20 protein-coding genes are annotated in these 23,282 nt (G+C 64.8%); 5 read left to right on the forward strand and 15 right to left on the reverse strand.

Annotated elements, in window-relative coordinates:
- Positions 1–49 precede the first annotated feature (49 nt).
- The 7 genes from BH93_RS21105 to BH93_RS21135 all read right to left on the reverse strand — a co-directional run bounded on the left by BH93_RS21105 (position 50) and on the right by BH93_RS21135 (position 8,715).
- Entirely contained in the window at positions 50–850 is an 801-nt protein-coding gene (locus BH93_RS21105) for a LytR/AlgR family response regulator transcription factor (RefSeq protein ID WP_032404362.1), read from the reverse strand.
- Complete coding sequence (locus BH93_RS21110) at positions 847–2,019, reverse strand: sensor histidine kinase (protein WP_037176805.1); 1,173 nt, start codon at positions 2,017–2,019, stop codon at positions 847–849. The genes BH93_RS21105 and BH93_RS21110 overlap by 4 nt, the downstream gene beginning before the upstream one ends.
- Entirely contained in the window at positions 2,016–3,197 is a 1,182-nt protein-coding gene (locus BH93_RS21115; protein WP_037175496.1) for an alpha/beta hydrolase family protein, read from the reverse strand. Before BH93_RS21115 ends, BH93_RS21110 begins: the two co-directional genes overlap by 4 nt.
- Positions 3,198–3,225: 28 nt before the next feature.
- A complete protein-coding gene (locus tag BH93_RS21120; protein WP_037176808.1) occupies positions 3,226–4,854 on the reverse strand; it encodes a Na+/H+ antiporter in 1,629 nt (542 codons plus the stop codon).
- A 78-nt stretch (positions 4,855–4,932) separates the two neighbouring features.
- Entirely contained in the window at positions 4,933–5,121 is a 189-nt protein-coding gene (locus BH93_RS21125; RefSeq protein ID WP_032377365.1) for an antitoxin, read from the reverse strand.
- Between the two features lie 40 nt (positions 5,122–5,161).
- Positions 5,162–7,576 carry an HAD-IC family P-type ATPase gene (locus BH93_RS21130; RefSeq protein WP_037175498.1) on the reverse strand — a complete coding sequence of 805 codons (2,415 nt, stop codon included), beginning with the start codon at positions 7,574–7,576 and terminating at the stop codon, positions 5,162–5,164.
- Positions 7,577–7,599: 23 nt separating this feature from the next.
- Positions 7,600–8,715, reverse strand: a complete 1,116-nt coding sequence (locus tag BH93_RS21135; RefSeq protein WP_080739220.1) for an MBL fold metallo-hydrolase — start codon at positions 8,713–8,715, stop codon at positions 7,600–7,602.
- Positions 8,716–8,809: 94 nt separating this feature from the next.
- Between BH93_RS21135 and htpG the strand changes: the two genes are divergently transcribed.
- Positions 8,810–10,735, forward strand: a complete 1,926-nt coding sequence (htpG, locus tag BH93_RS21140) for a molecular chaperone HtpG (protein WP_037175500.1) — start codon at positions 8,810–8,812, stop codon at positions 10,733–10,735.
- Positions 10,736–10,798: 63 nt separating this feature from the next.
- Here the strand turns inward: htpG and BH93_RS21145 are convergent, their stop codons facing one another.
- Entirely contained in the window at positions 10,799–12,445 is a 1,647-nt protein-coding gene (locus tag BH93_RS21145; RefSeq protein ID WP_165712801.1) for a purine-cytosine permease family protein, read from the reverse strand.
- A gap of 113 nt (positions 12,446–12,558) precedes the next feature.
- Complete coding sequence (gene shbA / locus BH93_RS21150) at positions 12,559–13,134, reverse strand: RNA polymerase sigma factor ShbA (RefSeq protein WP_037175503.1); 576 nt, start codon at positions 13,132–13,134, stop codon at positions 12,559–12,561.
- Positions 13,135–13,331: 197 nt separating this feature from the next.
- On the opposite strand from shbA, the gene BH93_RS21155 reads away from it, so the two are divergent.
- Complete coding sequence (locus tag BH93_RS21155; RefSeq protein WP_037175504.1) at positions 13,332–14,279, forward strand: alpha/beta fold hydrolase; 948 nt, start codon at positions 13,332–13,334, stop codon at positions 14,277–14,279.
- 67 nt (positions 14,280–14,346) lie between these two features.
- On the opposite strand, the gene BH93_RS21160 is transcribed toward BH93_RS21155, so the two are convergent.
- The 3 genes from BH93_RS21160 to BH93_RS21170 all read right to left on the reverse strand — a co-directional run bounded on the left by BH93_RS21160 (position 14,347) and on the right by BH93_RS21170 (position 17,276).
- Positions 14,347–15,021: a hypothetical protein gene (locus tag BH93_RS21160; RefSeq protein WP_037175505.1), complete on the reverse strand. Its 675-nt coding sequence runs from the start codon at positions 15,019–15,021 to the stop codon at positions 14,347–14,349.
- A 192-nt stretch (positions 15,022–15,213) separates the two neighbouring features.
- Positions 15,214–16,548, reverse strand: a complete 1,335-nt coding sequence (locus BH93_RS21165; protein WP_037175506.1) for an ammonium transporter — start codon at positions 16,546–16,548, stop codon at positions 15,214–15,216.
- Positions 16,545–17,276, reverse strand: a complete 732-nt coding sequence (locus BH93_RS21170; protein WP_037175507.1) for an enoyl-CoA hydratase — start codon at positions 17,274–17,276, stop codon at positions 16,545–16,547. Before BH93_RS21170 ends, BH93_RS21165 begins: the two co-directional genes overlap by 4 nt.
- Positions 17,277–17,341: 65 nt before the next feature.
- Here BH93_RS21170 and BH93_RS21175 point away from each other — a divergent pair, with 65 nt between their 5' ends.
- Positions 17,342–18,406, forward strand: a complete 1,065-nt coding sequence (locus tag BH93_RS21175) for an NAD(P)-binding domain-containing protein (RefSeq protein WP_037176811.1) — start codon at positions 17,342–17,344, stop codon at positions 18,404–18,406.
- Here the strand turns inward: BH93_RS21175 and BH93_RS21180 are convergent.
- Both BH93_RS21180 and BH93_RS21185 read right to left on the reverse strand, forming a co-directional pair.
- Entirely contained in the window at positions 18,403–19,224 is an 822-nt protein-coding gene (locus tag BH93_RS21180; protein WP_037175508.1) for a uroporphyrinogen-III synthase, read from the reverse strand. The genes BH93_RS21175 and BH93_RS21180 overlap by 4 nt on opposite strands.
- 40 nt (positions 19,225–19,264) lie before the next feature.
- Positions 19,265–20,113 (reverse strand): aldo/keto reductase, encoded by an 849-nt coding sequence (locus tag BH93_RS21185; protein WP_037175509.1) that lies wholly within the window; start codon positions 20,111–20,113, stop codon positions 19,265–19,267.
- 54 nt (positions 20,114–20,167) lie between these two features.
- On the opposite strand from BH93_RS21185, the gene BH93_RS21190 reads away from it, so the two are divergent.
- On the forward strand, positions 20,168–21,799 hold the full coding sequence (locus BH93_RS21190; protein ID WP_037175511.1) for an ABC-F family ATP-binding cassette domain-containing protein: 1,632 nt from the start codon (positions 20,168–20,170) through the stop codon (positions 21,797–21,799).
- Between the two features lie 74 nt (positions 21,800–21,873).
- Here the strand turns inward: BH93_RS21190 and BH93_RS21195 are convergent, their stop codons facing one another.
- Positions 21,874–22,704 (reverse strand): alpha/beta fold hydrolase, encoded by an 831-nt coding sequence (locus BH93_RS21195; protein ID WP_052065408.1) that lies wholly within the window; start codon positions 22,702–22,704, stop codon positions 21,874–21,876.
- Between the two features lie 81 nt (positions 22,705–22,785).
- On the opposite strand from BH93_RS21195, the gene BH93_RS21200 reads away from it, so the two are divergent.
- Positions 22,786–23,241 carry a MarR family winged helix-turn-helix transcriptional regulator gene (locus tag BH93_RS21200; RefSeq protein WP_037176814.1) on the forward strand — a complete coding sequence of 152 codons (456 nt, stop codon included), beginning with the start codon at positions 22,786–22,788 and terminating at the stop codon, positions 23,239–23,241.
- Positions 23,242–23,282 lie beyond the last annotated feature (41 nt).

Raw genomic sequence — 23,282 nt, forward strand, 5'->3', positions numbered from 1 at the left:
CGAGAGTACGACGCGTTGCCGATGCGGCTGGCTCACCTCGCACCTCTGATCATCGCGACGACCACGATTGCAGCGGCCCGCGGACCAGTCTGTCCTTGAGCTCCCTGGCGTGCCTGCGGCTCACCGGCAACTCGCAGGCGGCCAGATCGCCGCTGCCCCGCAAGCACACCACCAAACCCGAACCGACGCTGCGGATTCCCGTCACCAGTCGCAGCGAGACCAGATAGGAACGGTGCACCCGCAGGAATCCTGCATCGGCCCAGCGACTTTCGAGTGCCGAGATCGGTATCCGCACGAGGTGAGAGCCGGTACCGGTATGCAATCTGGCGTAGTCACCGTCGGCCTCGACCCAGGCAACCGAGGACCGGTGCACCAACGTGGTGGTTCCGCCGAGTTCGACCGGAATCACCTCGTCGGCGGAGGTGTCGGCGGCCTGCGCCGGTCGACGGCGGGCAACCAGGACGCGTCGAACGGCCTCGGCGAGCCGATCCTCGCGCAGTGGCTTGAGCAGATAGTCCACGGCACCCAGATCGTATGCGGCGAGTGCCCGATCGTCGTGGGCGGTGACGAACACGACGGCGGGTGGCCGCGCGAAGGCCGACAGGATGCCGGCCAGTTCGAGTCCGTCGAGGCCGGGCATGTTGATGTCGAGGAACACGGCATCGACAACCGGTTGCGCGGAGGTCTGTTGGAGCTGCCGTAGCGCGGTGGTCGCGTCCTGCGCGGTGAACACCTCGGAGACGGCGTCCTGCTCGCGTAGCAGGAAGGCGAGCTCGTCCAGCGCGGGGCGCTCGTCGTCCACCGCGAGCACGACCAATCCGCGTCCGCTCGAGGTTCCGGCCTGCGTCATGCCCGCACACCCGGCCTGAATTTCGGCACGCGCATGCTCACCTTGGTGCCTGCGCCCGGTGCGGTGTCCACGACGAGACCGTAGTCGTTTCCGAAGGCCGCCCGCAGCCGATCGTCCACGTTCGCCAATCCGACATGAGCCGCGTCCTCGGTGTGCAGGCTGCCCGACCGCAGCACCTCGGGGTCCATCCCCACGCCGTCGTCCTCGATGCTGATCACCGCGTCGGTGCCCTCGTCGGCCGCGATGATCGTCACGCGACCGCCGTCGGCCTTGCCCGACAGGCCGTGCCGGACGGCGTTCTCCACGAGCGGCTGCAGCGCGAGGAACGGCAGCGCAACCCCCAACACCTCGGGCGCGACCTGCAACGAGACCTGCAACGAATCACCGAAGCGTGCGCGCTCGAGCGTCAGGTACCGGTCGATGTTGCGAAGTTCGTCCGCGAGCACGGTGAACTCGCCTGCATTGCGGAACGAATATCGAGTGAAATCGGCGAACTCGAGCACCAGTTCCCTGGCCCGATCGGGATCGGTACGGACGAACGACGCGATGGTGCCCAGTGCGTTGTAGATGAAGTGCGGGCTGATCTGCGCCCGGAGCGCCCGCACCTCGGCGCGGTCCAACCGAGCCCTCGAGGCATCGAGTTCGGCGAGCTCGATCTGCCCGCACGCGTAGCGCGCGACCTCGGCGATGGCACCGAGCACGCCGGGCCCCGGCTCGTCGACCATGGCCGCACCCAATACCCCGACCACGGGCGAATCGTCGACTACCAGCGGCTGCGCCACCAGCGCCTTCACCGGGTGGATCGAACCGAGCGGCAGGCGCACCAGCACTCGCCGCTGACCGTCCACGGCTCGCTTCGCCGCCTCCACGAATGCCGGTGTCAGCTCGTCCCACGGACCGTCCCAGGCCAGCAGGGAACCGTCGGGATCGCAGATACCGAGCGCGTCCGCCCCGGTCAGTACCCGCAGATGCGGCGCGGCGGCCGATGCCGAGCGGGCGTCGAGACCGTCACGCAGCGGCTTGGCTGCCAGGGATGCGGTGTGCAGGGTGGAGTGCACGGCTCGTTCGGCCGGTGTGGTCAGATCGCGTCGACCACGCAGGCTGATGACTGCGATCACCGTGACGATCAGCGCCACGATCACCGCCAGCCAGGCCAGGGCAGCCGTCATCGCCCGCACGTACCCGAAGTCGGTACGTTCAGGAATCGTTCGACGAGCCAGTCGACTCCGACGGCGTTGGCTGCCAGCTCGGCGTGGCCCTGTTGCGGTTCGGACCTGAACTCGACGTCGTCGCCCATGCCGCAGGCCGTCGCAACGGCATCCCGAGTCCACTGCGGATCGATCAGGTCGTCGCGCTCGCCGACCAGTACGAACAGCGGAACGTCGGTGCGCGACGTCGGCAGCGCCACCGATTCGAGCCAGTCCGTCATCCGATCCGCTGCCTGCTCGGTGGCCGGGAGAGCATCGGCCGGATCGATGACAGCTCCGGCGTCGGCCTTGGAGAAGCCGAGCAGATCGCTGCACGCCGTCAGTGCGGTCACGTTGTCGGCGAACGTGCCGCGGATGTAGTCCGAACGCTCGGCGCTCGGATCCGCGACGTGCAGACCCTCGAACAGATACGGCACGAGCAGCTGGCGCGGCAAGGTCTGTTCGGTCTCCGGGGCGAGGATGCGAGTCAGATCCGCGGTGGGCGAGAGCGCCGCGGCACCCACCAACTGCAAGCCGTCGCCGTAGTCTGCGCTGTGCTCGGCAGCTGCCCAGACTGCTTGCCCACCTTGGGAAGTGCCCACTGCACCCCACCGGGTACCGACGTCGGGCACCACGTTACGGGCCGCACGCACCGCGTCGATGACGTCGTAGGCGGCGGCGTCTCGGTCGAGGTACGCCGGATCCCCCGATGTCCCGAGCCCCTGGTAGTCGGTCACCACCACCACGGTGCCGCGCTCGAGGAACGGCGTCACCAATCCGATGGTGCCCAACAGATTCGGGTAGAGCGAGGGTGCACATTCGTCGGTGACGCCGGTGGTGCCGTGCCCCACCGACACGATCGGCCAGCCGCCCGGAGGCGCAGAACCCTTGGGCACGAACACCGTTCCCGACGTCTCGGTACCGCCACCGCTCACCCCGTCGGTGGTGCGGTAGACGATCTTGAAGGCCGTTCCACCGAGGTACGCGACGCCGATGTCGACCTGGCCCAGCTGCATCGACGACACGATCGCGCCGCGTTCGGAGCCCTCGGGCGCAGCAATCGCAGCAGGGACGGACGGTTCTGTCGGTGACGCCGGCGTGCTGCAGGCGGACAAAGCGAACGCCAGTGCCGTGGCCGCCACCAACCCGCTCGACCTCACTGTCTCTGCGCTCCTACATTGTGTTCGTCTACATCGTGCGTCGTTGGATGCGGGCCTCGGCCGCAATCTCTTCCACGTCCAGACCATTCAACACTGCGCGCAGAGCTTCGTCGTCCAGCTCCCCCGAGTCGCGGGCGGCGACCAGCGCCGCCCGCTGCGCGACCAGCACGTTGTGCCGCAGGGTATCGAACAGCGCTCCGGCCGCCGCGATTCGCTTCTCCCTGTCCTCGGTCTCGTCCGCGTCCAATCGTGCCCGCACCGAACGACGTACGCGCGAGATCACCTCGGCTACCCGATCGCTGTCGACGCCCGCGATTCCGTCCTTCGCAGCACGCTCGAGGTAGGTCTCGGCGGCGGTGCGGGCGATGGCCTGCGAGAGCAATCGCTGATTGTCGGTGCGTTGCTGCTCGAGTGGATCGGCGACGTCGAGTCGGCGGATCAGCAGCGGAAGCGTCAGGCCCTGCAGCAGCAACGTTCCGACCGCGACGACGAACGCGACGGCCTGAATCACTGCGCGACCGGGGAATTCGTCCCCCACCACCGTCGTCAACGGCACACCGGCGGCCGCGGCAAGCGTCACCACTCCGCGCATGCCTGCCCACGAGAGCACCAGGTTCTGCTGCCAGCTCAGACCGGTCTCGCGTGGTGCCTTTCGCCGAAACAGTCTGCGAAACAACATGTGTCGACCGGAATTGACGAAAATCCAGGCAGGACGGACGGCCATGACCACCACGAGCACCACCAGCGCGTATCCGAATACGTGATGGACCGGCAGCCCCTCGCGTTGCACTTCCTCGATCACGAATTTCAGCTGTAAACCCATGTAGGCGAACACGAACGCCTCCAGGAGCAGATCAAGCGTGGGCCACACCTGGCGTTCCTGGACCCGAGTGGTGACCGAGACGTCTGCGGTGATGCGTCCCAACACGAAGCCTGCGGTGACAACGGCCAGGACACCGGAGGCATGAATTTCCTCCGCCGCCAGAAAGGCCGCGAACGGCAGCACGAGACCGAGCACTGTCTCGAGGGCCGAGTCGGCGATGCGCTTGCGGATGAACCGGACGATGCGCGACAGGACCAGCCCGACCAGAACGCCCCCGACGATCTCGTAGCCGAAGTACAACACCGGTGAACCCAGTTCGATGCGGCTACCCGTCACCGACGCCACGGCCAGGGTGAACAGGGTCAGTGCGGCCGCGTCGTTCACCAAGCTCTCGCCGGTGAGGATGGCCATCATTCTCGCGGGGAGGCCGAGCTTGCGGCCGACGGCGATCGCAGACACCGCATCGGGCGGGGCCACGACGGCACCGAGCACCAGTGCCGCACCGAGCGTCAGTTCGGGAATCAGCAAATTCGCGAACCAGCCGACGGCGACCATCGTCACGATCACCATGACCAGTCCGAGCCGAAGGATCTGGCCGAGGTTCCGGCGGAAGGTGACGAACGAGAAATCGAGCGCAGCCGAGTAGAGCAGCGGCGGAAGCACCACGCCGAGGATCAGCTGAGGCGAGAGACTCACATGCGGAACGCCGGGAACGAACGACGCGATCGACCCGACGGTGACCAGAACGAGCGGGACCTGAAGGTCCAGACGCTTGGCGAAACCGGCAACGGCGATCGCGAAGATGACTACGAGAAGAAGAATCGGTCCGTCCACCGACACGATTGTGCCGTCAGCCGCACACTATGGCGCGACCGACGGCCGCTATGACGAGCTCCGGACGACCGGTACGTCCTACTTGTCCGGAATTGCCTTCTTGGCTGCTTCCTGAACCTTGTCGATCTTGTCGGAGTACTTGCCACCGGTCTTGTTGTCGATGAAGTCCCCCGCCTTCTCGACGACGTCGTCGATCTTGTCCGAGTTCTCGGCCGCAAGGTCCTTGCCCTTGTCGACGATGCCCTTCAGATTGTCTGCGAAGCCCATGACTGTCTCCTGTCGCTGGAATGATCGAACACCTGGAAGCTTACGTTTTGTACTGCGTGTTGCGTAGTGATGTTCGATTGCGCAGTGCCGATCCGAACCGGTGCGCGACCTCGACGAGCGCGATTCCGATGCCGCCGATGATCAATGCACTGGTGGTGGCTCCGATGTTGGACGGGTCGAGCTTGAAGAAGGTACGGCAGAACGGGATTGCGAACAGCAACAGGTAACCGCCGACCGATCCGGCGAGAAGCAGGATCTTCCACCAGTTGTACGGCCGTGCGACGACGGCCAACACCCACAGCGCGATCATGATCAAAGTGATCAGCGCGGTCGTGCTGGCCTGCGTCACCTGAGTCTCGGTGGCGTTCGGGCCCGCGTACACCAGCAAGTAGGACACGAACGTGCACGAGCCGACGATCAGTCCGGACGGGACGGCCAGCCGCATCACCCGCGAGACGAATCCGCTGCGCGCCCGCTCGTTGTTGGGAGCGAGCGAGAGCACGAACGCCGGAATGCCGATGGTGAACCAAGCCGCGATCGTCACGTGCCGCGGTAGGAACGGGTACGGAATCGGCTCGAAGTGGAAGATCTGCGACAGCACACCCGAAAGCCCGATGAGAAAGGCCAACAGCACCGAGTACACGGTCTTGGTCAGGAACAGGTTGGAGACTCGCTCGATGTTGCCGATGACACGTCGCCCCTCCCCCACGACGTAGGGCAGAGTGGCGAACTTGTTGTCCAACAACACGATCTGCGCGACGGCTCGCGTGGCCGCACTTCCCGAGCCCATCGAGACACCGATATCGGCGTCCTTGAGAGCCAGCACGTCGTTGACGCCGTCACCGGTCATCGCGACCGTGTGGCCGCGAGATTGCAACGCGCCGACCATTGCCCGCTTCTGGTCGGGCCGGACGCGGCCGAACGTGGTGGAATTCGCGAGAGTGTCGGCCAGCTTCTCCGAGTCCTCGGGCAGCTCTCGCGCGTCGATCGGGGCGTCGCCGCCGGGTAGGCCGAGCGACCCGGCAACCGCACCGACCGAGACGGCATTGTCGCCGGAGATGACCTTCACCTCGACGTGCTGACTTGCGAAGTAGTCCAACGTCTCTCGGGCGTCCTCGCGCACCTTCTGCTCGAGAATCACCAGCGCTCGCGGGGTGACGACACCGGGTGCATCCGGGGCGTCGACCGGGATGTCACTGCTGGCGAGCAGCAATACCCGCAGGCCTTTGGAACCGGTGGATTCGGCCAATCGAGCCGCCTCGGAGCTCGGGTCGAGCAACACGTCCGGGGCACCCAGCAGCCAGTTTCCGTGCTCCCCGTACGACAGGCCGCTCCACTTCTTGGCCGAGGAGAACGGGGCCACGGCGCTCTGCGTCCACCCCGGCGAGTCGGGGTACGCCTCGCCGACGGCCTGCACGCTCGCGTTGGGCCGCGGGTCGTCGTGCGCCAGAGATGCGAGAGCGGCTGTGGCAGAATCGGAATCGCTGTCGCCGATCGACACCAACTCGTGTAGCCGCATCCCGTTCTCGGTGAGCGTGCCGGTCTTGTCTGCGCACACCACGTCGACCCGGGCGAGTCCTTCGATCGCAGGCAGCTCCTGCACCAGGCATTGCCGTTGACCGAGCCGGATCACACCCACCGCGAACGCGATCGACGTCATCAGCACCAGGCCCTCGGGGACCATCGGAACGAGCGCTGCCACCATGCCGTTGAGGGCCGGCCTCAAAGCCTGCCCGCTGGAGAACAATTGGTTGTAGATGATGAGCGCGCCGGCCGGAATCATCAGGTACGTGATGAACTTCAAGATCTTGTCGATACCGCTACGCAGCTCGGACTTGACCAGGGTGAACTTGCTGGCCTCCTCGGCGAGCTTGGCCGCGTAGGCATCGCGCCCCACCTTCGTCGCGCGATACGCCCCGCTGCCCGAGACCACGAAGCTGCCCGAAAGTACTTGCGCTGCCTGAAGTTTGTGCACCGTGTCGGCTTCGCCGGTGAGCAACGACTCGTCGATCTCGAGGCTCGCGGTCTCGATCACCTCGCCGTCGACGACGATCTGATCACCGGGGCCCAGTTCGACGATGTCGCCGAGAACGACCTCGTCGGGCGGAATCTGTTGCGAGACACCGTCGCGTCGTACCTGCGGCTTGTTCTGACCGACGATCGCCAGCCGATCCAGCGTGCGCTTGGCGCGAATCTCCTGGATGATGCCGATGCCACTGTTCGCGACGATCAACAGCCCGAACATGCCGTCGATCACCGAACCCGTCGAGAGCACGATGATCAACAGCACACCGAGAATTGCGTTGATGCGAGTGAACACGTTGCCGCGGACGATGTCGCGAACCGAACGAGACGCGCGGGCCGGAACGTCGTTCGATTTCCCCTCGGACTTCAGCCTGGCGACTTCCGCCTCGGTCAGCCCGGAATCCCGCTGCGCATCGGCGTCGATAGACATGCGTGCAGCTTAAACCTGTTCGATCAGCCCAGCCGGGACCACCAACGATCGTCGTGCAGGGTTCGCGTGCCGTCTATGCGCTGCCCCGGCATCGGCACCGCCACCTGCACTCCGACGTCCTGCGCGGCGGCGTGCAGGCGCACGATCGGCTCGGACCACGGGTGAAAAGCCAGGTTGAACGTCGCCCAGTGAATGGGCACGAAGATGCCCGACGCCGTCAGATCCACGTGCGCGGTGACCGCTTCCTCCGGATTCATGTGGATGTCCGGCCACCGCACGTCGTAGGCACCGACGGGAAGAAGCGTCAGATCGAAGGGGCCGTAGTTGCTGCCGATCTCGGCGAACTTCGGTGTGTAGCCGGTATCGCCGCCGAAGAAGACGCGTCGAACCGGACCGGCGAAGGCCCAGGACGCCCACTGCGTCGAGTCCCGGGTCAGACCGCGGCCCGAGAAGTGCCGAGCCTCGGTGCACGTGACGGTGAGGCCACCGAGGTTCGTCTGCTCGTCCCAGTCCAGTTCGATGATGCGTTCCTCGGGCACCCGCCACTTGCGCAGGTGCGCGCCGATTCCCAGCGGCACCACGAACGGTGCCGACTGCGTGCTCGCCAACTTCTGCACCGTCGCCTTGTCGAGATGGTCGTAATGATCGTGGGAGATCACGATGGCGTCGACCCGCGGCAGGTCGATCAACTCGACCGGCGTCGGATGCAGCCGCGCCGGCCCCACCACCGAGGACGGGGACACGCGATTGCTCCACACCGGGTCGGCGAGAACGCGATAGCCGTCGACCTCGATGAGCACACTCGAATGTCCGTACCAGGTGACCGCCAGCTCGCCCGCGTCCACCGGCGCGATCGGTGGGGCCAACGGAATCGGCCGCTGCGGCCTGCCCTTGCCGCGTTCGGTGACGAGGGAGACGAACATGTTCTTCTCGCCCTTCTCGCCGCGCCCCGGCACGTAGCTGGAACTGGGGTCGGAGTTGTGGAACCGGCGATCGCGGTATCGCGGGGACCCGGCGGCGTAGGGAGTGATGTGCACTCGCCGGGCACCGATGGCCGACGGAAGCCCCCACAGGGCACGCGCCAACCATGCCCCGCTCAACGCTGCCGTGGCTCCCAGTACGAACTTCGTCTTCGTCACGGCCACCACAGTAGGCGGCGCCGACGTCTTCGCAGCTCACCCGTAGCCTTGCCGTAGAATATTCGCGTCGGTTTTGCTGCTAGAAGGGGAGACATTGAGTACCGAACAGCTCGAATTCCAGGCGGAGACGCGTCAGCTCCTGGATCTGATGGTGCACTCCATCTACTCCAACAAGGACAGCTTTCTCCGTGAACTGATCTCGAACTCCTCGGACGCGCTGGACAAGCTGCGCCTGGAGTCGTACCGCAACAAGGACTTGGACGTCGACGTCTCGGATCTGCACATCGAGATCGATATCGACTCCGCGGCCCGCACCCTCACCATCCGCGACAACGGCATCGGCATGTCCCGCTCCGAGGTGATCGACCTGATCGGCACGCTGGCGAAGTCCGGTACCGCCGAGGTCCGCAAGAAGCTCAAGGAAGCCAAGGATGCAGCTGCTTCCGAGGAATTGATCGGCCAGTTCGGCATCGGCTTCTATTCCACGTTCATGGTGGCCGAGAAGGTCACGCTGCTCACCCGCAAGGCAGGCGAGAGCACTGCCACCAAGTGGGAGTCCACCGGCGAGGGCACCTACGAGATCACCGACGTCGACGACGCCCCGCAGGGCTCCTCGGTGACCTTGGCCCTCAAGCCGGCCGACGAGGAGGACCACCTCCACGATTACGCGTCCGAGCGCAAGATCAAGGAACTGGTCAAGAAGTACTCCGACTTCATCGCCTGGCCCATTCGCATCGACGTCGAGAAGCGCGTCAAGAGCGAAGAGGAAGGCGGCGAGGACACGGTCACGATCGAGACCGAAACGATCAACTCGCAGAAGGCACTGTGGACCCGCTCCAAGGACGAGGTGTCCGAGGAGGAGTACAAGGAGTTCTACAAGCACGTCAGCCACGCCTGGGACGAGCCGCTCGAGGTCATCCCGTTCAAGGCCGAGGGCACGTTCGAATACCAAGCGCTGCTGTTCATTCCGTCGCAGGCGCCGTTCGACCTCTTCATGCGCGAGAGCAAGGCCGGCGTGCACCTGTACGTCAAGCGCGTGTTCATCATGGACGACTCGCAGGAACTGCTGCCCGAGTACCTGCGCTTCGTCAAGGGTGTCGTGGACGCAGCGGACCTCTCGCTCAACGTCTCTCGCGAGATCCTGCAGCAGGACCGGCAGATCCGGGCGATCCGTCGACGCCTCACCAAGAAGGTGCTCTCGACGGTCAAGGAACTGCAGAGCGAGCAGCCCGACAAGTACAAGACGCTGTGGTCGCAGTTCGGCACGGTCCTCAAGGAAGGCCTGATCTCCGACAATGACAATCGCGAAACCCTGTTGGGCATCGCGTCGTTCGCGTCCACCAACTCCGAGGAGGGCGTGACCACCCTCGCCGAGTACGTGGACCGGATGAAGGACGGCCAACAGCAGATCTACTACATGACGGGCGAATCGCGTCAGCAGATCGAGAGCTCGCCGCACATGGAGGCGTTCAAGGCGCGCGGGCTCGAGGTGCTGCTGCTCACCGATTCGGTCGACGAGGTGTGGGTCGGCAACGTCACCGACTTCGACGGAAAGTCGTTCCAGTCCATCGCCAAGGGCGAGGTGGACCTCGACACCGAAGAGGAGAAGAAGGAGTCCGAGGCCAAGCGCGAGGAGCAGGACAAGGAATTCGCGGACTTGCTGACCTGGCTCACCGAGACCCTCGGTGAGGACGTGAAGGAGGTACGTCTGTCGACCCGTCTGACGACGTCACCGGCCTGCGTCGTCGGCGACGAGTTCAGCTTCTCCCCGCAACTCGAGAAGATGTACAAGGCCTCGGGACAGTTCGTGCCGACCTCCAAGCGGATCCTCGAACTCAACCCCACCCACGATCTGGTGACGGGATTGAAGAAGGCCCGCGAGGATCGCAGTGACGACCCGCACCTCGCCGAGACTGCCGAATTGCTGTACGCGACGGCTCTTCTCGCTGAGGGTACGGAACTGAAGGATCCGGCCAAGTTCTCCCGACTGCTGGCCGAGAGGTTGACCCGCACGGTGTAGGGCTTCGCCCTCGTGCGCGTTTTGCGTACTTCTGACTACGCAAACGCGCACGAGGGGGGTGGTTCACTGCGGAGGCAGGATGTGCTCCCCCGTCTTGTCGGTGCTCAGCGAGAGCGAACTGATGTACTGCTTCTCGCCGTCCGGCCCCGCCACGTTGGATGCGATCATGTCTGGTCGCTCGAATTCCATACCGCTGACATGGCACATCACGAGCGCGTCGGACGGGTTACCGTGCTCGTCGAACATCGGCAGGTCGATACCGTCGTCGGTGCGTCGCAGGTAGTACTTACCCTTGGTTGCCACCGCCAGGATCGGCGGAAGTACCAGTGCGAGAACAAGAGCCACGATGGGCGAATACGGTTTGATCGCAGATCCGAATGCCCCGAAGAAGACCAGAATCGACAGGATTGCCGAGGCCGCCATGGATCCGAAGCCGACCGGGTTGATGTTGTAGAGCATGCCGCGTCGGAACTCGGGCACCTTGGGCGAGAGCTTCAGGATGTACTTGTTGAACACGATGTCCGAGGCCACGACGGCAATCCACGCGATGCCGCAGTTGGCGTAGAAGCCGAGGATGTTGTTGAGGAAGCTGAACATGTTTGCTTCCATCAGGATCAGTGCGATCGCGAGGTTGAACAGGACGAACACCATGCGACCCGGATACGTCTTGGTGATGCGGGTGTAGGAGTTGGTCCACGCCAATGATCCCGAGTAGGCGTTGGTGACGTTGATCTTGATCTGGCTGATGACGACCAGGATCACCGCGAGGGTCATGGCGAGCCAGCCGGGCATGAAGTTCTCGTAGATCTCCAGGAACTGGTGCACCGGCTCGTTGGCGATGGTGGATCCGTCGACGACGTTGGCGATCAGGTACACGGCGAGGAAGAGTCCGACGACCTGCTTGAGAGCACCGAAGATCACCCAACCCGGTCCGGCGAGAAGCACTGCAGTCCACCAGCGCCGGGAATTCTCCGGAGTCTTGGGCGGCATGAAACGCAGGTAGTCGATCTGCTCGGCGATCTGCGCGATGAGCGAGAGACACACGCCGGCCGCGAGCATCACCGATCCGATGTTGACGCCCTTGCCGTCGGCCCCGTCCTGGCCGCCGAAGGCGAAGAACTCGCCGACCGAATCGGGATTGCTGATCACCAGGTAGACGAACGGCAGCACCATCAGCACCAGCCACAGCGGGGTGGTCCAGACCTGAAGTTTGGCAAGGGCTTTCATGCCGTAGATGACCAGCGGGATCACCATGATCGTCGATACCGCGTACCCGATGGGCAACGGAATATTCAGTCCCAGTTCGAGTCCCTGCGCCATGATCGAACCTTCGAGCGCGAAGAAGATGAACGTGAACGTCGCGAAGATGACGTTGGTGACCACCGACCCGTAGTAGCCGAATCCGCTTCCCCGAGTGATCAAATCGAGGTCGATGTTGTAGCGGGCGGCATAGTAGGCGAGCGGGAGCCCGGTCAGGAAGATCACGACCGCGAACACCAGGATGCCCCAGAGCGCGTTGCCGGTTCCGTACGAGATTCCGATGTTGGCACCGATGGCGAAGTCCGCGAGATACGCGATTCCGCCGAGCGCGGACGTCGCGACAACACCGGTTCCCCATTTGCGGTAGCTACGCGGCGCGAAGCGCAGCGTGTAGTCCTCGAGCGTCTCTTTCAGCGCGGTGTCTGTCGGCGCAGGCTGTACGGCGGTCATGGATCAGTAACGTAGGACTGCCACGTTGCCGCCGTGTCTTGCGTATGTGTAGCTACTGTTACTCATTCCGACGAATCGGACATACGCTGGTAATACCCGCTTTCGCGGCTCTATCAGGCGACTGCGCGGGCGTCGAGCAGCGAGAAGTTCGCCAGTTCGGCACGAAGCATGTTCATCGCCCGATGCTGGGCCACCCGCACGGCTCCGGCCGTCATTCCGAGGGCAGCACCGGTTTGCGGCGCCGTCAGACCCCACACCACTCGCATCAGAATGATCTTGCGGTACTTCGTCGGCAGAGTGTCCATCAGCGCCTGTGCGTGACTGCGCAGTTCGTAGCCGAGAGCGAGCTGCTCCGGCCCGGCGTCCTGAGACTGCTCCTCGGGCATTTCGTCGATGGAGAACGTCTGTCGCAATACAGATTTGCGCCCGGCGTCGGCCAGCTTGTGGGCAGCGATTCCGTACACGAAGGCCATGAAGGGCTTCCCCATGTCGCGGTACTTGGGAATGGCGGTGACCAAGGCGAGACACACGTCCTGCACCACATCGTCGGCGGCGACGTCGAGGTTGCCGATTCGGGCGGCGCAATATCTGCGTACCGGCGGCTGGATCAGCACCAGCACCTGCTCGAGGGCGGTTCGATCTCCCGCGACGGCCTGCGGTACTACCTCGTCGAGCCTGTCCACGCCCATGGCCGATCTCCTCACTGGCAACGCGCGCCCTCACCTGAACGCTCATCAGTGCTTCGGTGCAGATTCCCGCTCGGCTTGGTCGCAGTGGCTATCACATCCGAAGAAAATGTGATTCAGGTAACACGGCGTGTCGCGGGAGCGAAGTACCCGACAACAACCTCGTCGCAGCACGTGACCTTCACACCCGCGGAGCGCACATGAACACCAGCGAGCAGACCCATCAGGTCGGTCGCCGCAGCACCGTCGCTGCGGGCGATGGCACTGCACTGGCGGTTCGCGAATTCGGACATCCGAATGCGCCTCTGACCGCGGTGTTCGTGCACGGGCACTGCCTGCGCATGCAGTCGTGGACGGACCTGCGCCGGCAGGTGGAACACACGTGGGGCGACGACGTCCGAATCGTGATGTACGACCACCGCGGTCACGGAGAGTCGAGCGCGGCCGTGCCGGAGAGCTGCACCATAGATCAGCTCGGCGAGGACCTGGCCGACGTCATTCGCGCTGTCGTCCCGGTGGGACCGTTCGTCGTGATCGGACACTCGATGGGCGGCATGACGGCGCTCTCCTACGCGCGTCAGTACCCGGACGCCATCGGCTCCCGCCTCGTCGGGGTCGGGTTGATCGCGACGTCCGCGGGCGGGATCACCGACGACGGGCTCGGTAGTTGCCTCGCCCATCCGGCCGTGTCGGCATTTCAGGCGGCTGTTCGACGCGCCCCTCGACTGATGTCGGGTGCCAAGAGGCTCAGTCGCGGGGTCTGCGCCCCCATCGTCAGGACGGCGGGATGCGGATCCCACAAAGTCAGCCCGCGGGTGGTCACGCTGGCGACGGCCATGCTCGGCGACACGTCCATCGTGACGATGGCCGGGTTTCTCGGCGCGTTTCGAGGCCTCGACGAGGTGGCCGGCCTGGCGGCACTCGCCACCATTCCCACTCTGGTGCTGTGCGGCTCGGACGACCTGATGACGCCGATGCGCCACTCGGAAACCCTTGCCGCCCATCTTCCCGACGCACGGCTGGTGCGCGTCGCGCAGGCCGGGCACATGGTGATTCTCGAACGAGCGCACGAGGTGGCGGAGGCCGTCGTCGAACTCGTGACAACGGCTCGGCGTGCTCACGTGGGGGATCTCGCCCTGGCACGCTAGACCTTTCGACGACTGTGGCCCGCACCGGATATCCGATGCGGGCCACAGCACTGTTGTCGAGGCGGTGTTACTTCTTGACTGCGGGCGGAGCGTTGAGCAGCTGGATGAACTGTCCGGCGTTACCGATGACCGCGCCGAGGCCACCGGCGGAGGTGCCGGCGAGCGATCCGATGGCACCGAGGGCGATTGCGCCGATGACGCAGCCGCCGATGGGGCCGGCTCCGAGAAGAGTTGCAACCGGTGCAGTCACGACGACTCCGGTGATGATTCCGAGGAGGCATCCGCCGACGATTCCGGTTGCAGCACCGAGGAATCCACCGACCGAAGCCGTGAGGCTGAGGTTGTCCTTGACACCAGCAACTGCGGCGGGCAGGTCGACCTGCTGCAGGCCAGGGAGAGAGGTGGAGACCGGAGTTGCCGCGGCGGGCGAGACATCGGCGGTCAGGGTGGCGTGGTTACCGTCGATCACGGCGGCGACGGGGTGCGAGAATCCGTCGGCGGCAATGGCCAGCGGAACCGAGTCGACCACGGCACCACTGGAATCGCGGACGACGAGGTGGTTGTCTTCGTTGCTCAGGGTGCCGGCCGTCGTGTCGACGAGGACCTGGTTGCCGGCCTGGGTGACGTTCCATCCGACGGCAGCGGCGGGAGCCGGTGCCGGATCGGCATAGGCGGTGCCCATGGCGGTCGTCATCGCTGCAATGACCAATGCGGACGTTGCCGCGAATCGAGTCAGCTTCATGTTCCTCAGTCTTTCGTCGTGTCCATCACTCGATGTCGAGCAGCGAAAAACTATGGGGACAACAAGCGGTCGAGGCGAACCGAAGATGAACGAACGGGGTCGAATCGAACAACGATCGATCGCATCAACCCGAAAGGGACAGAACGACTTTCAACGACCGATCGGTTCGTAAAGGGCGCGTACGGGTTGCCCCTACTTACCGAAAAGACCAGGCTTGTTGCTGCCGCCGTGGCCCACTCCGAAGTCGTAGGCGGACTCGGCATGCTCGTGCTCGTCGAGGCCGTCGGCTTCGTGCTGCGCGTCGGCGCGCACACCCATGACAGCCTTGATCGCGAACGCGATTCCGGTGGTGACCACCGCGCAGTAGACGAACACCGCCACCACCGCGATCGCCTGCACCCACAGCTGGTGCAGGCCACCGCCGTAGAACAGCCCGTCCACGCCCGCCGGCATCTGCGCACTGGCTACGAGCCCGATCATCAGCGTGCCGACGATGCCACCGACGAGGTGCACACCGACGACGTCGAGCGAATCGTCGTAACCGAAGCGGTATTTGAGGCCGATGGCCAGAGCGCACAGGGCACCGGAGGCGATGCCGATTGCCGCGGCACCGATCGGGGTAACTGCCGCGCACGACGGTGTGATGGCCACCAGACCGGCCACGACGCCCGACGCCGCGCCGAACGACGTGGCGTGCCCGTCCCGCCACTTCTCGACGACGAGCCACGCCGCCATGGACATCGCTCCGGCACCCATCGTGTTCACCAGGGCCACTGCGGCGACGCCGTCCGCGGCCAACGACGATCCCGCGTTGAAGCCGAACCAACCGAACCACAGCAACCCGGCACCGAGCATGACGGCCGGAAGGTTGTGCGGGCGCATGGGATCTCGCGGCCAGCCACGACGCTTGCCGACGACCAGCGCGAGCACCAGCCCGGCGACGCCTGCGTTTATCTCCACCGCAGTACCGCCGGCGAAGTCGATCGCGCCGAGCCTGTTCGTCACCCATCCGCCGAACTCACTGGTGAGCCCGTCGAGCGAGAACACCCAGTGCGCCACAGGGAAATACACGAGGGTGGACCACAACGCCGCGAACAGCACCCAGGGAACGAACCGCATCCGGTCTGCGACAGCGCCGGAGATCAACGCCACCGTCACCATGGCAAATCCGGCCTGGAACGCCGCGAACACCAGTGCAGGAACGGTTCCCACCAACGGAATCGACACCGCTCCCCCGGCCGAGGTGTACACCCCGCCCAACAGACCCTCGAAACCGGCGTACTGCAACGGGTTTCCGATCCAGCCGCCGATCACGTTGTCGCCGAACACCATCGAGAAGCCGAACACCAACCACAACAGCCACACCACGGCGATGGCCGACAGGCTCATCATCATCATGTTCAGCACACTCTTCGAGCGCACCATGCCGCCGTAGAAGAAGGCCAGGCCGGGCGTCATCAGCAGCACCAGCGCGGTGCTGGCCAGCAGCCACGCGGTGTCGCCCGCATCGGGCGCTCCGGTGATCACTTGCCCACGAATTTCGGCTTGCGCTTCTCGGCACGTGCCCGTCGCGCTTCCTTCATGTCCTCACTGCTCCACGCGGCCTCGAACGCCGCGTGCTGCTCCGGCGTCGGATCATCGTGAATCCCATCGTCGTTGAACACGAGCTTGAGATGACGCAGAGCCAGCGGAGCGAGCTCGGTGATGGACTCGGCCCACTGCGTTGCAACCGCGAGATCGCCGAGTTTGTTTGCCAAGCCGCAGGTGAAGGCCTGCTCGGCATACACCCGCTCCCCGCCGAGCAGAATCGTGCGCGCAACTCCCCCACCGGCGAGCGCGGCCAGCCGCTTGATGGTCCAGTTGCTCACGGCAATACCGAGTCGCGTCGATGGAATCTCGAAGAAGCTTCCCGGCGCAACGACCCGAAGATCGCACGCAATGGCCAACTGTGTCCCTGCCCCTACAGCCGGTCCGTTGATCGCCGCGATCACCGGAATCGACACGGACTCGACGGCGATCAACATCTCCTCGAGGATCTGCCCGAACGAGTCGGGAAACGCATCACCGGTCAGATCCGCACCTGCACAGAAGCTGGTGCCCTGCCCGGTGATGACGAGAACCCGCGCCCCGTCACGCTCGGCCTGTTCCACACCGTGGCGCACCGCAAGACACAGCTCCGTGTTCAACGCATTGCGTCGATCCGGGCGCTGCAATTCGAGAGTGACGACATCGCCGTCACGAGAGAGTCCGATCACGAGAGCAGAGGTTACCGACCAGTACCGGTTTTACCTACTGGGTGGCTGATCTACTGGTAGACGTGATCGACACTCGAGTTGCCGTCATCGGCGCGGGGCAGGCCGGACTCTCGGCCGGCTACCACCTCCACCGCGCCGGCCTGGACGCGGGCGCAGGCTTCGTGATGCTGGACGGTGCCCCCGGCCCCGGCGGCGCCTGGCAGTTCCGGTGGCCTTCGCTGACGCTGAGCACCGTCAACGGGGTTCACGACCTGCCCGGTATGACCTTCGCCGAAACGCTGGGCGACGAGCCGGCCGACACCATTCCGGCCGCCGAGGCCGTCCCCCGCTACTACCGCGAGTACGAGGACCGCTTCGAACTGCATGTTCGACGCCCCGTCACGGTGACAGTCGTGTGCGATCGCGAACCTCTCTTCCGGGTCGAGGCCGGGGAGACGGTCGTCATGGCCGAGGGATTGATCAATGCGACAGGAACGTGGGAGAAGCCGTTCGTTCCGCATTACGACGGAGCCGAGACGTTCACCGGCAGGCAATTGCACACGAAGGATTACCGGACGGCCGACGAGTTCGCCGGCAAGCATGTCGTGGTGGTGGGCGGCGGGATCTCGGCCGTCCAGCTGCTCGACGAGATTTCCCAGGTGACGACCACAACGTGGGTGACGCGCCGACCACCGGTGTTCCGGAACGGCGAGTTCGATCAGAATGCCGGACGGACGGCCGTGGCGATGGTCGAGGAGAGGGTGCGGGCGGGCCTGCCACCGGGCTCGGTCGTGTCGGTGACCGGGCTGTTGCTGACGCCGTCGTTGGCCGCCGCACGCGAGCGCGGCGCGCTCGAACGCAAGCCGATGTTCTCGGCGATCACCGCAGATTCGGTGGTGTGGAACGACGGATCGAGTCAACGCGCCGACGTGATTCTGTGGGCCACCGGTTTTCGCAGCGCACTCGACCACCTGGCCCCTCTGCGCTTGCGCGGGCACGGCGGAGGAATCGTCATGGACGGTCGACTAGCCACCCGAGTGGCAGCGAACCATCGCGTCCACTTGCTCGGCTACGGGCCGTCCGCGAGCACGATCGGAGCGAACCGCGCCGGACGAGCTGCGGTGACGGAGCTGCTCGAGACTCTGGGTTAACCGAGCTGCTCGGTCACGAACTTCGCCAGCGCACCCAATCGTGCCCGGCCCGGCATCGACGTCGGGACGTCCAACGCATCCAACGGGGCCGACGTCACCGGCCCCACGCAGATCGCGGCGACGGGGCCTCGAAGCGCGTCCAGGAAGGCGTCGAGCAGGCCGTTGTCCTTCGCGGTCGAGAGCAGCGACGCGACGGCGGGGGCACTGGTGAACGTCACCGCGTCCACGCGGTGCTCGATGATCTGCTCCAACAGGTCGATGAGCGGGGCCTGATCCACGGGGCGAATCCAGCGGTACACCGGGATCGGTCGGACATGTGCACCGAGTTCGCTCAGTGCATCGCTCAGGTGGATCGTCGGTTCCCATTCGGTGATGACGCCGTGCAGCTGAACCGCGACGTCCACTCCGGAAACACCTTCGGCAGCAAGATGATCGGATACTTCCTGCGAGGCCTCGGTGGCCGGCGACCACTCTTCACGAAGCCCCGTGCCGCGAATTGCCCCGCGCGCCTTGGGACCTCGGGCAATGATTCGCGTGCGCCCCAGTGCTGTCAGGAGGTCTTCGCGCATACCCCAGTCGGCGGCCGCGTCGAGCCAGCCCCGAAAACCGATGCCGGTACTGATCACGACGATCTGCGGTGGGCGCTCGACGATGCCCTCTGTGGCCGACTTCAACTCGGAGTCGTCGATCAGGGGCAGAACGTGAATCGCCGCGGCGTGAACGATGTTCGCGCCGCGGCGTTCGAGCATGGTGGCCAATTCGTCCGCGCGCCGCTCGGCGGTGAGGGCAACGGTCTTGCCGTCGAGCGGTTCCGACATGGGTACAGACTAGGCCCCCGACGTACTTGGAACTGACAGGTCAGCTGCTGAACTTGTCCGGGTCCGGGCCGGTGCGGCCATCGGCGGAGTCCAGCGCATTGATCTGCTGAATTTCGTCGTTGCTCAGCTCGAAGCCGAACACGTCGAAGTTGCTGGCAATGCGCTCGGGGGTCACCGACTTGGGGATCACCACGTTGCCGAGCTGGATGTGCCAGCGCAGGATCACCTGGGCCGGGGTGACTCCGTGCGCCTCGGCGATGGGCGCGAAGGCCGGATCGTCCAGGACGGTGCCGGAGCCGAGCGGGCTCCAGGCCTCGGTGGCGATGCCCTTCGAGGTGTGGAAAGCGCGCAGCTCTTCCTGGATCAGACGCGGATGCAGCTCGATCTGGTTGATCGACGGCGTCTCACCGACCGCGTCGATCAGCTTCTCGAGGGTGGGAATGGTGAAATTGGAGACGCCGATCGAGCCGATCCGGCCGTCGGCCTTGAGCTTCTGGAAAGCCTTGAAGGTGTCGATGTACTTGTCGCGATCGAGCTGCTGCCAGTGAATGAGGTACAGGTCGAGGTACTCGAGTCCGAGGCGATCCATGCTCGCGTCGAACGCCTTCAAGGTGGAGTCGTAACCCTGATCGTCGTTCCACAACTTGGTGGTGATGAACAACTCGTCGCGGGCGATGCCGGACTCTGCGATCGCCTTGCCGGTGCCGGCCTCGTTCTCGTACACCTTGGCGGTGTCGATGCTGCGGTACCCGACCTTCAGCGCCTCGGCCACTGCGGCCTGGGCACCGTCGTCGGGAACCTGCCATACACCGAACCCGAGCTGGGGAATGGACGTGCCGTCGTTGAGCACGATGGTCGGGACAGTACTGGTCTCGGCTGAATACGTCATACGAATGGCAACGGTGGGTGGGGTGGTGTTGTTCCCGGGCCATAGAGTTTCGGTGTGACCGCAACGCTTCGTATCGATGATCTCGCCGCTTTTCACGGCGATCGGACCCTGTTCTCCGGCCTGGATCTGACGGTGACCGAGGGTGATGTCATCGGGCTCGTCGGGGCGAACGGTGCAGGGAAATCGACTCTGTTGACGCTGCTCGCGGGTGTGGGGACGGCCGATCACGAGGGTGAGATCTACACCAGCCCACCCGACGCGACCGTCGGCTATCTGGCGCAGGAACCCGAGCGGATAGCCGGGGAAACGGTGCAGGACTTTCTCGGTCGACGGACCGGGGTGACCGAGGCCGAATCGTCGATGAACGCGGCCGCCGAGGCTCTCGGTTCGAGTGACGAGGACCTCTACACCCCAGCACTGGAGAAGTGGCTGGCTCTCGGTGGCGCTGATCTGACAGAACGCACCGCGAAGGTACTCGCGGACCTGGGCCTGGAGGTCGACGGATCTGCACTGATGACGGATCTGTCGGGTGGGCAGGCTGCCCGCGCCGGTCTGGCCGCGATTCTGCTCGCGCGGTACGACATCCTTCTGCTCGACGAACCGACCAACGACCTCGATCTGGCGGGCCTCGAGCAACTCGAGCAATTCGTCGTCGCGACGCGAGCGGCGATCGTCGTCGTCAGCCACGATCGTGAATTCTTGGCGCGGACGGTCACGGGTGTCGTCGAGCTGGATCGGGCGCAGCGGCGCATCGATGTGTACGACGGCAGCTACCAGTCCTATCTGGCGGAGCGTGAGATTGCCCGCCAGCATGCCCGGGAGAAGTACGACGAGTTCGCGGACACCAAGTCCGCGTTGGAATCTCGCGCGCAGATGCAGCGGAACTGGATGGAGTCGGGGGTACGCAATGCGCGCCGGAAGGCCACCGACAACGACAAGATAGCGCGCAAGACGCGCGCCGAGTCGACAGAGAAGCAGGCCGCGAAAGCTCGTCAGACGCAGCGCCGCATCGAGCGACTCGAGGTGGTCGAGGAACCCCGCAAGGAATGGGAGCTGCGAATGGAGATTGCGGCGGCTCCCCGCAGCGGCACCGTTGTCTCGGTGTTGGGCGGTGCTGTCGTCCGGCGATCAGGGTTCACGTTCGGACCGGCGACGACGCAGATCGAGTGGGGCGATCGAATCCTGATCACCGGGCCCAACGGCTCCGGCAAGACGACTTTGCTGTCGGTTCTGCTGGGCAGGCTCAGCCCGGACGAGGGCACGGCCTCACTGGGATCCGGGGTCGCCGTCGGTGAAATCGACCAGGCACGAGCATATTTCGTCGGAGAGGGCACCGTATCCGATGCCTTGAGCGCAGCGGTTCCCGAGTGGCCCGATGCCGAAGTCCGCACGCTGCTGGCCAAGTTCGGCCTACGCGGCGACGATGCGCTGCGGCCGGCGTCGTCGCTCTCGCCCGGTGAGCGAACCCGTGCGGCACTGGCCTTGCTGCAGGCGCGTAGTGTGAATCTGTTGGTCTTGGACGAGCCGACCAACCACCTCGACCTGCCCGCCATCGAACAACTCGAACGTGCGATGGAGAACTTCGAGGGCACGCTGTTGCTGGTGACTCACGACCGCAGAATGCTCGACACGGTCCGCAGCACTCGTCACTGGACGATGGCCGACGGACAGTTGAGCGAGAAGTAAGGAATGTGCCCACGGGTTGTTCAGATGCCTACCTGTACAGGTGAGCAAATGAATAATCTGTGGTCAAATAAGGGTCAGCTCAGCAGAATCTCGTTCACCTCGGCTGCGGGAAGCATCGGCAACGTGTGATGCGTTGCGTTGTCGAGGATTACCGTCCTCGCTGTGGGCAGAACCGCTCGTACCGCGGATTCGATGCGAGCCGCGTTGTGCACCTTCCCTTTCCCTGCGAGGACCACTGTGGTGCGCACACCGAAGTTGTCGAACGCAGCAGGCTTCGGCCGTTTCGGAACGATGGTTTTTGTGGTCGGGGCATGCGCGGCTCCCAGAGCAAGTACGTCGAGCCAATCCGAATCCAGCCGCGCGCCGTCGGTTTCCCATCGGACGAAATTAAGCTGCCGTTTCTCGTTGGGAGACAGCAGAATCGGCAGGGCGTGAAGCAGGTACCGCGGACTCATGGAGCCGAAGCAGGAATTGGGATCGAGCAGCGTCAGTGCGTCGACGCGGTTGTCGTGATGGAGCGCGTATGCCAGAGTGATCATCGCGCAGTACGAATGGCCGCAGAGCGCGACAGAGTGCAGGCCGAGTTCGTCCAGGACAGCCGTCAACCAACCCATCAACTCCTCGACCGAGCCGATGGACTGTTTGCCTGGGACGCTGCGCCCCACGTCGCCCATCAGGTCCACCGCATACACCCGATAGTGCCGCGCGAGCGCGTCGACGTTGGCGAACCAGACGGTCGACGTCGCGCCCGCGCCCGGTAGTAACACCAGCGCCGGTCCGTCGAGGGGTCCGCAGGCGTTCACTCGGGTAGTTCCGTGCGGTGTGTTCACGTTCATCACCTCGACCTCGACCGGCCATTTCTTCAGCACACGGTCGTAGGCGGCATAAAAATTGTCCACTGTCACGGCAACCCTCACTTCTCTCGATGATCGAGATAGTAGACAATGAAGAGACTTCACGTCCAGCATCTCCCGAGGGATCAGCACATGACCGAGCCTGCCTCCGCCGTCCATCAGCTACGTGCGCTGACCGTCGACCTCGATCTTCTGGGCGCGGAGTTCGCGCAGAGACATGCGCTCCACCCGACGGATATCCGGGCGCTGATCTGCCTCCTCGACGCGGACCGAGCCGGAACGCGCGCCACGCCCGGCTGGCTAGGGACCCAGCTGGGCCTGGAATCCGCGTCGGTCACGGCCCTGGTCGATCGAATGAGCAAGCGCAACTTGGTATCACGCGAAGCGGACCCATCCGATCGCCGGCGAGTACTGCTGCGCGTGACCGCTCATGCCTCGGAACTCGGCACCACGTTCTTCGGCCCCGTCATCGGCCGAGCAGTCGACGAGCTGGCGCGTTTCACACCCGATCAGCGGGCAACGATCGACGAGTTTCTGACGACGATGCGCGCCATCGTTGCTGACGCCCGGGAGCAACAGGAAACGTAGCCCACTGAGGCAATCTGTTATTAGTCGTTGACAGATCGTTG

The organism is Rhodococcoides fascians A25f (assembly GCF_000760935.2).
Lineage (GTDB): Bacteria > Actinomycetota > Actinomycetes > Mycobacteriales > Mycobacteriaceae > Rhodococcoides.

Coding starts and splice junctions, on each gene's coding strand:
- BH93_RS21105 (WP_032404362.1), bottom strand. CDS start 850: ATGACGCAGGCCGGAACCTCGAGCGGACGCGGATTGGTCGTGCTCGCG.
- BH93_RS21110 (WP_037176805.1), bottom strand. CDS start 2,019: ATGACGGCTGCCCTGGCCTGGCTGGCGGTGATCGTGGCGCTGATCGTC.
- BH93_RS21160 (WP_037175505.1), bottom strand. CDS start 15,021: ATGAAGCTGACTCGATTCGCGGCAACGTCCGCATTGGTCATTGCAGCG.
- BH93_RS21200 (WP_037176814.1), top strand. CDS start 22,786: ATGACCGAGCCTGCCTCCGCCGTCCATCAGCTACGTGCGCTGACCGTC.
- BH93_RS21145 (WP_165712801.1), bottom strand. CDS start 12,445: ATGACCGCCGTACAGCCTGCGCCGACAGACACCGCGCTGAAAGAGACG.
- BH93_RS21125 (WP_032377365.1), bottom strand. CDS start 5,121: ATGGGCTTCGCAGACAATCTGAAGGGCATCGTCGACAAGGGCAAGGAC.
- shbA (WP_037175503.1), bottom strand. CDS start 13,134: ATGGGCGTGGACAGGCTCGACGAGGTAGTACCGCAGGCCGTCGCGGGA.
- BH93_RS21180 (WP_037175508.1), bottom strand. CDS start 19,224: ATGTCGGAACCGCTCGACGGCAAGACCGTTGCCCTCACCGCCGAGCGG.
- BH93_RS21155 (WP_037175504.1), top strand. CDS start 13,332: ATGAACACCAGCGAGCAGACCCATCAGGTCGGTCGCCGCAGCACCGTC.
- BH93_RS21130 (WP_037175498.1), bottom strand. CDS start 7,576: ATGTCTATCGACGCCGATGCGCAGCGGGATTCCGGGCTGACCGAGGCG.
- BH93_RS21185 (WP_037175509.1), bottom strand. CDS start 20,113: ATGACGTATTCAGCCGAGACCAGTACTGTCCCGACCATCGTGCTCAAC.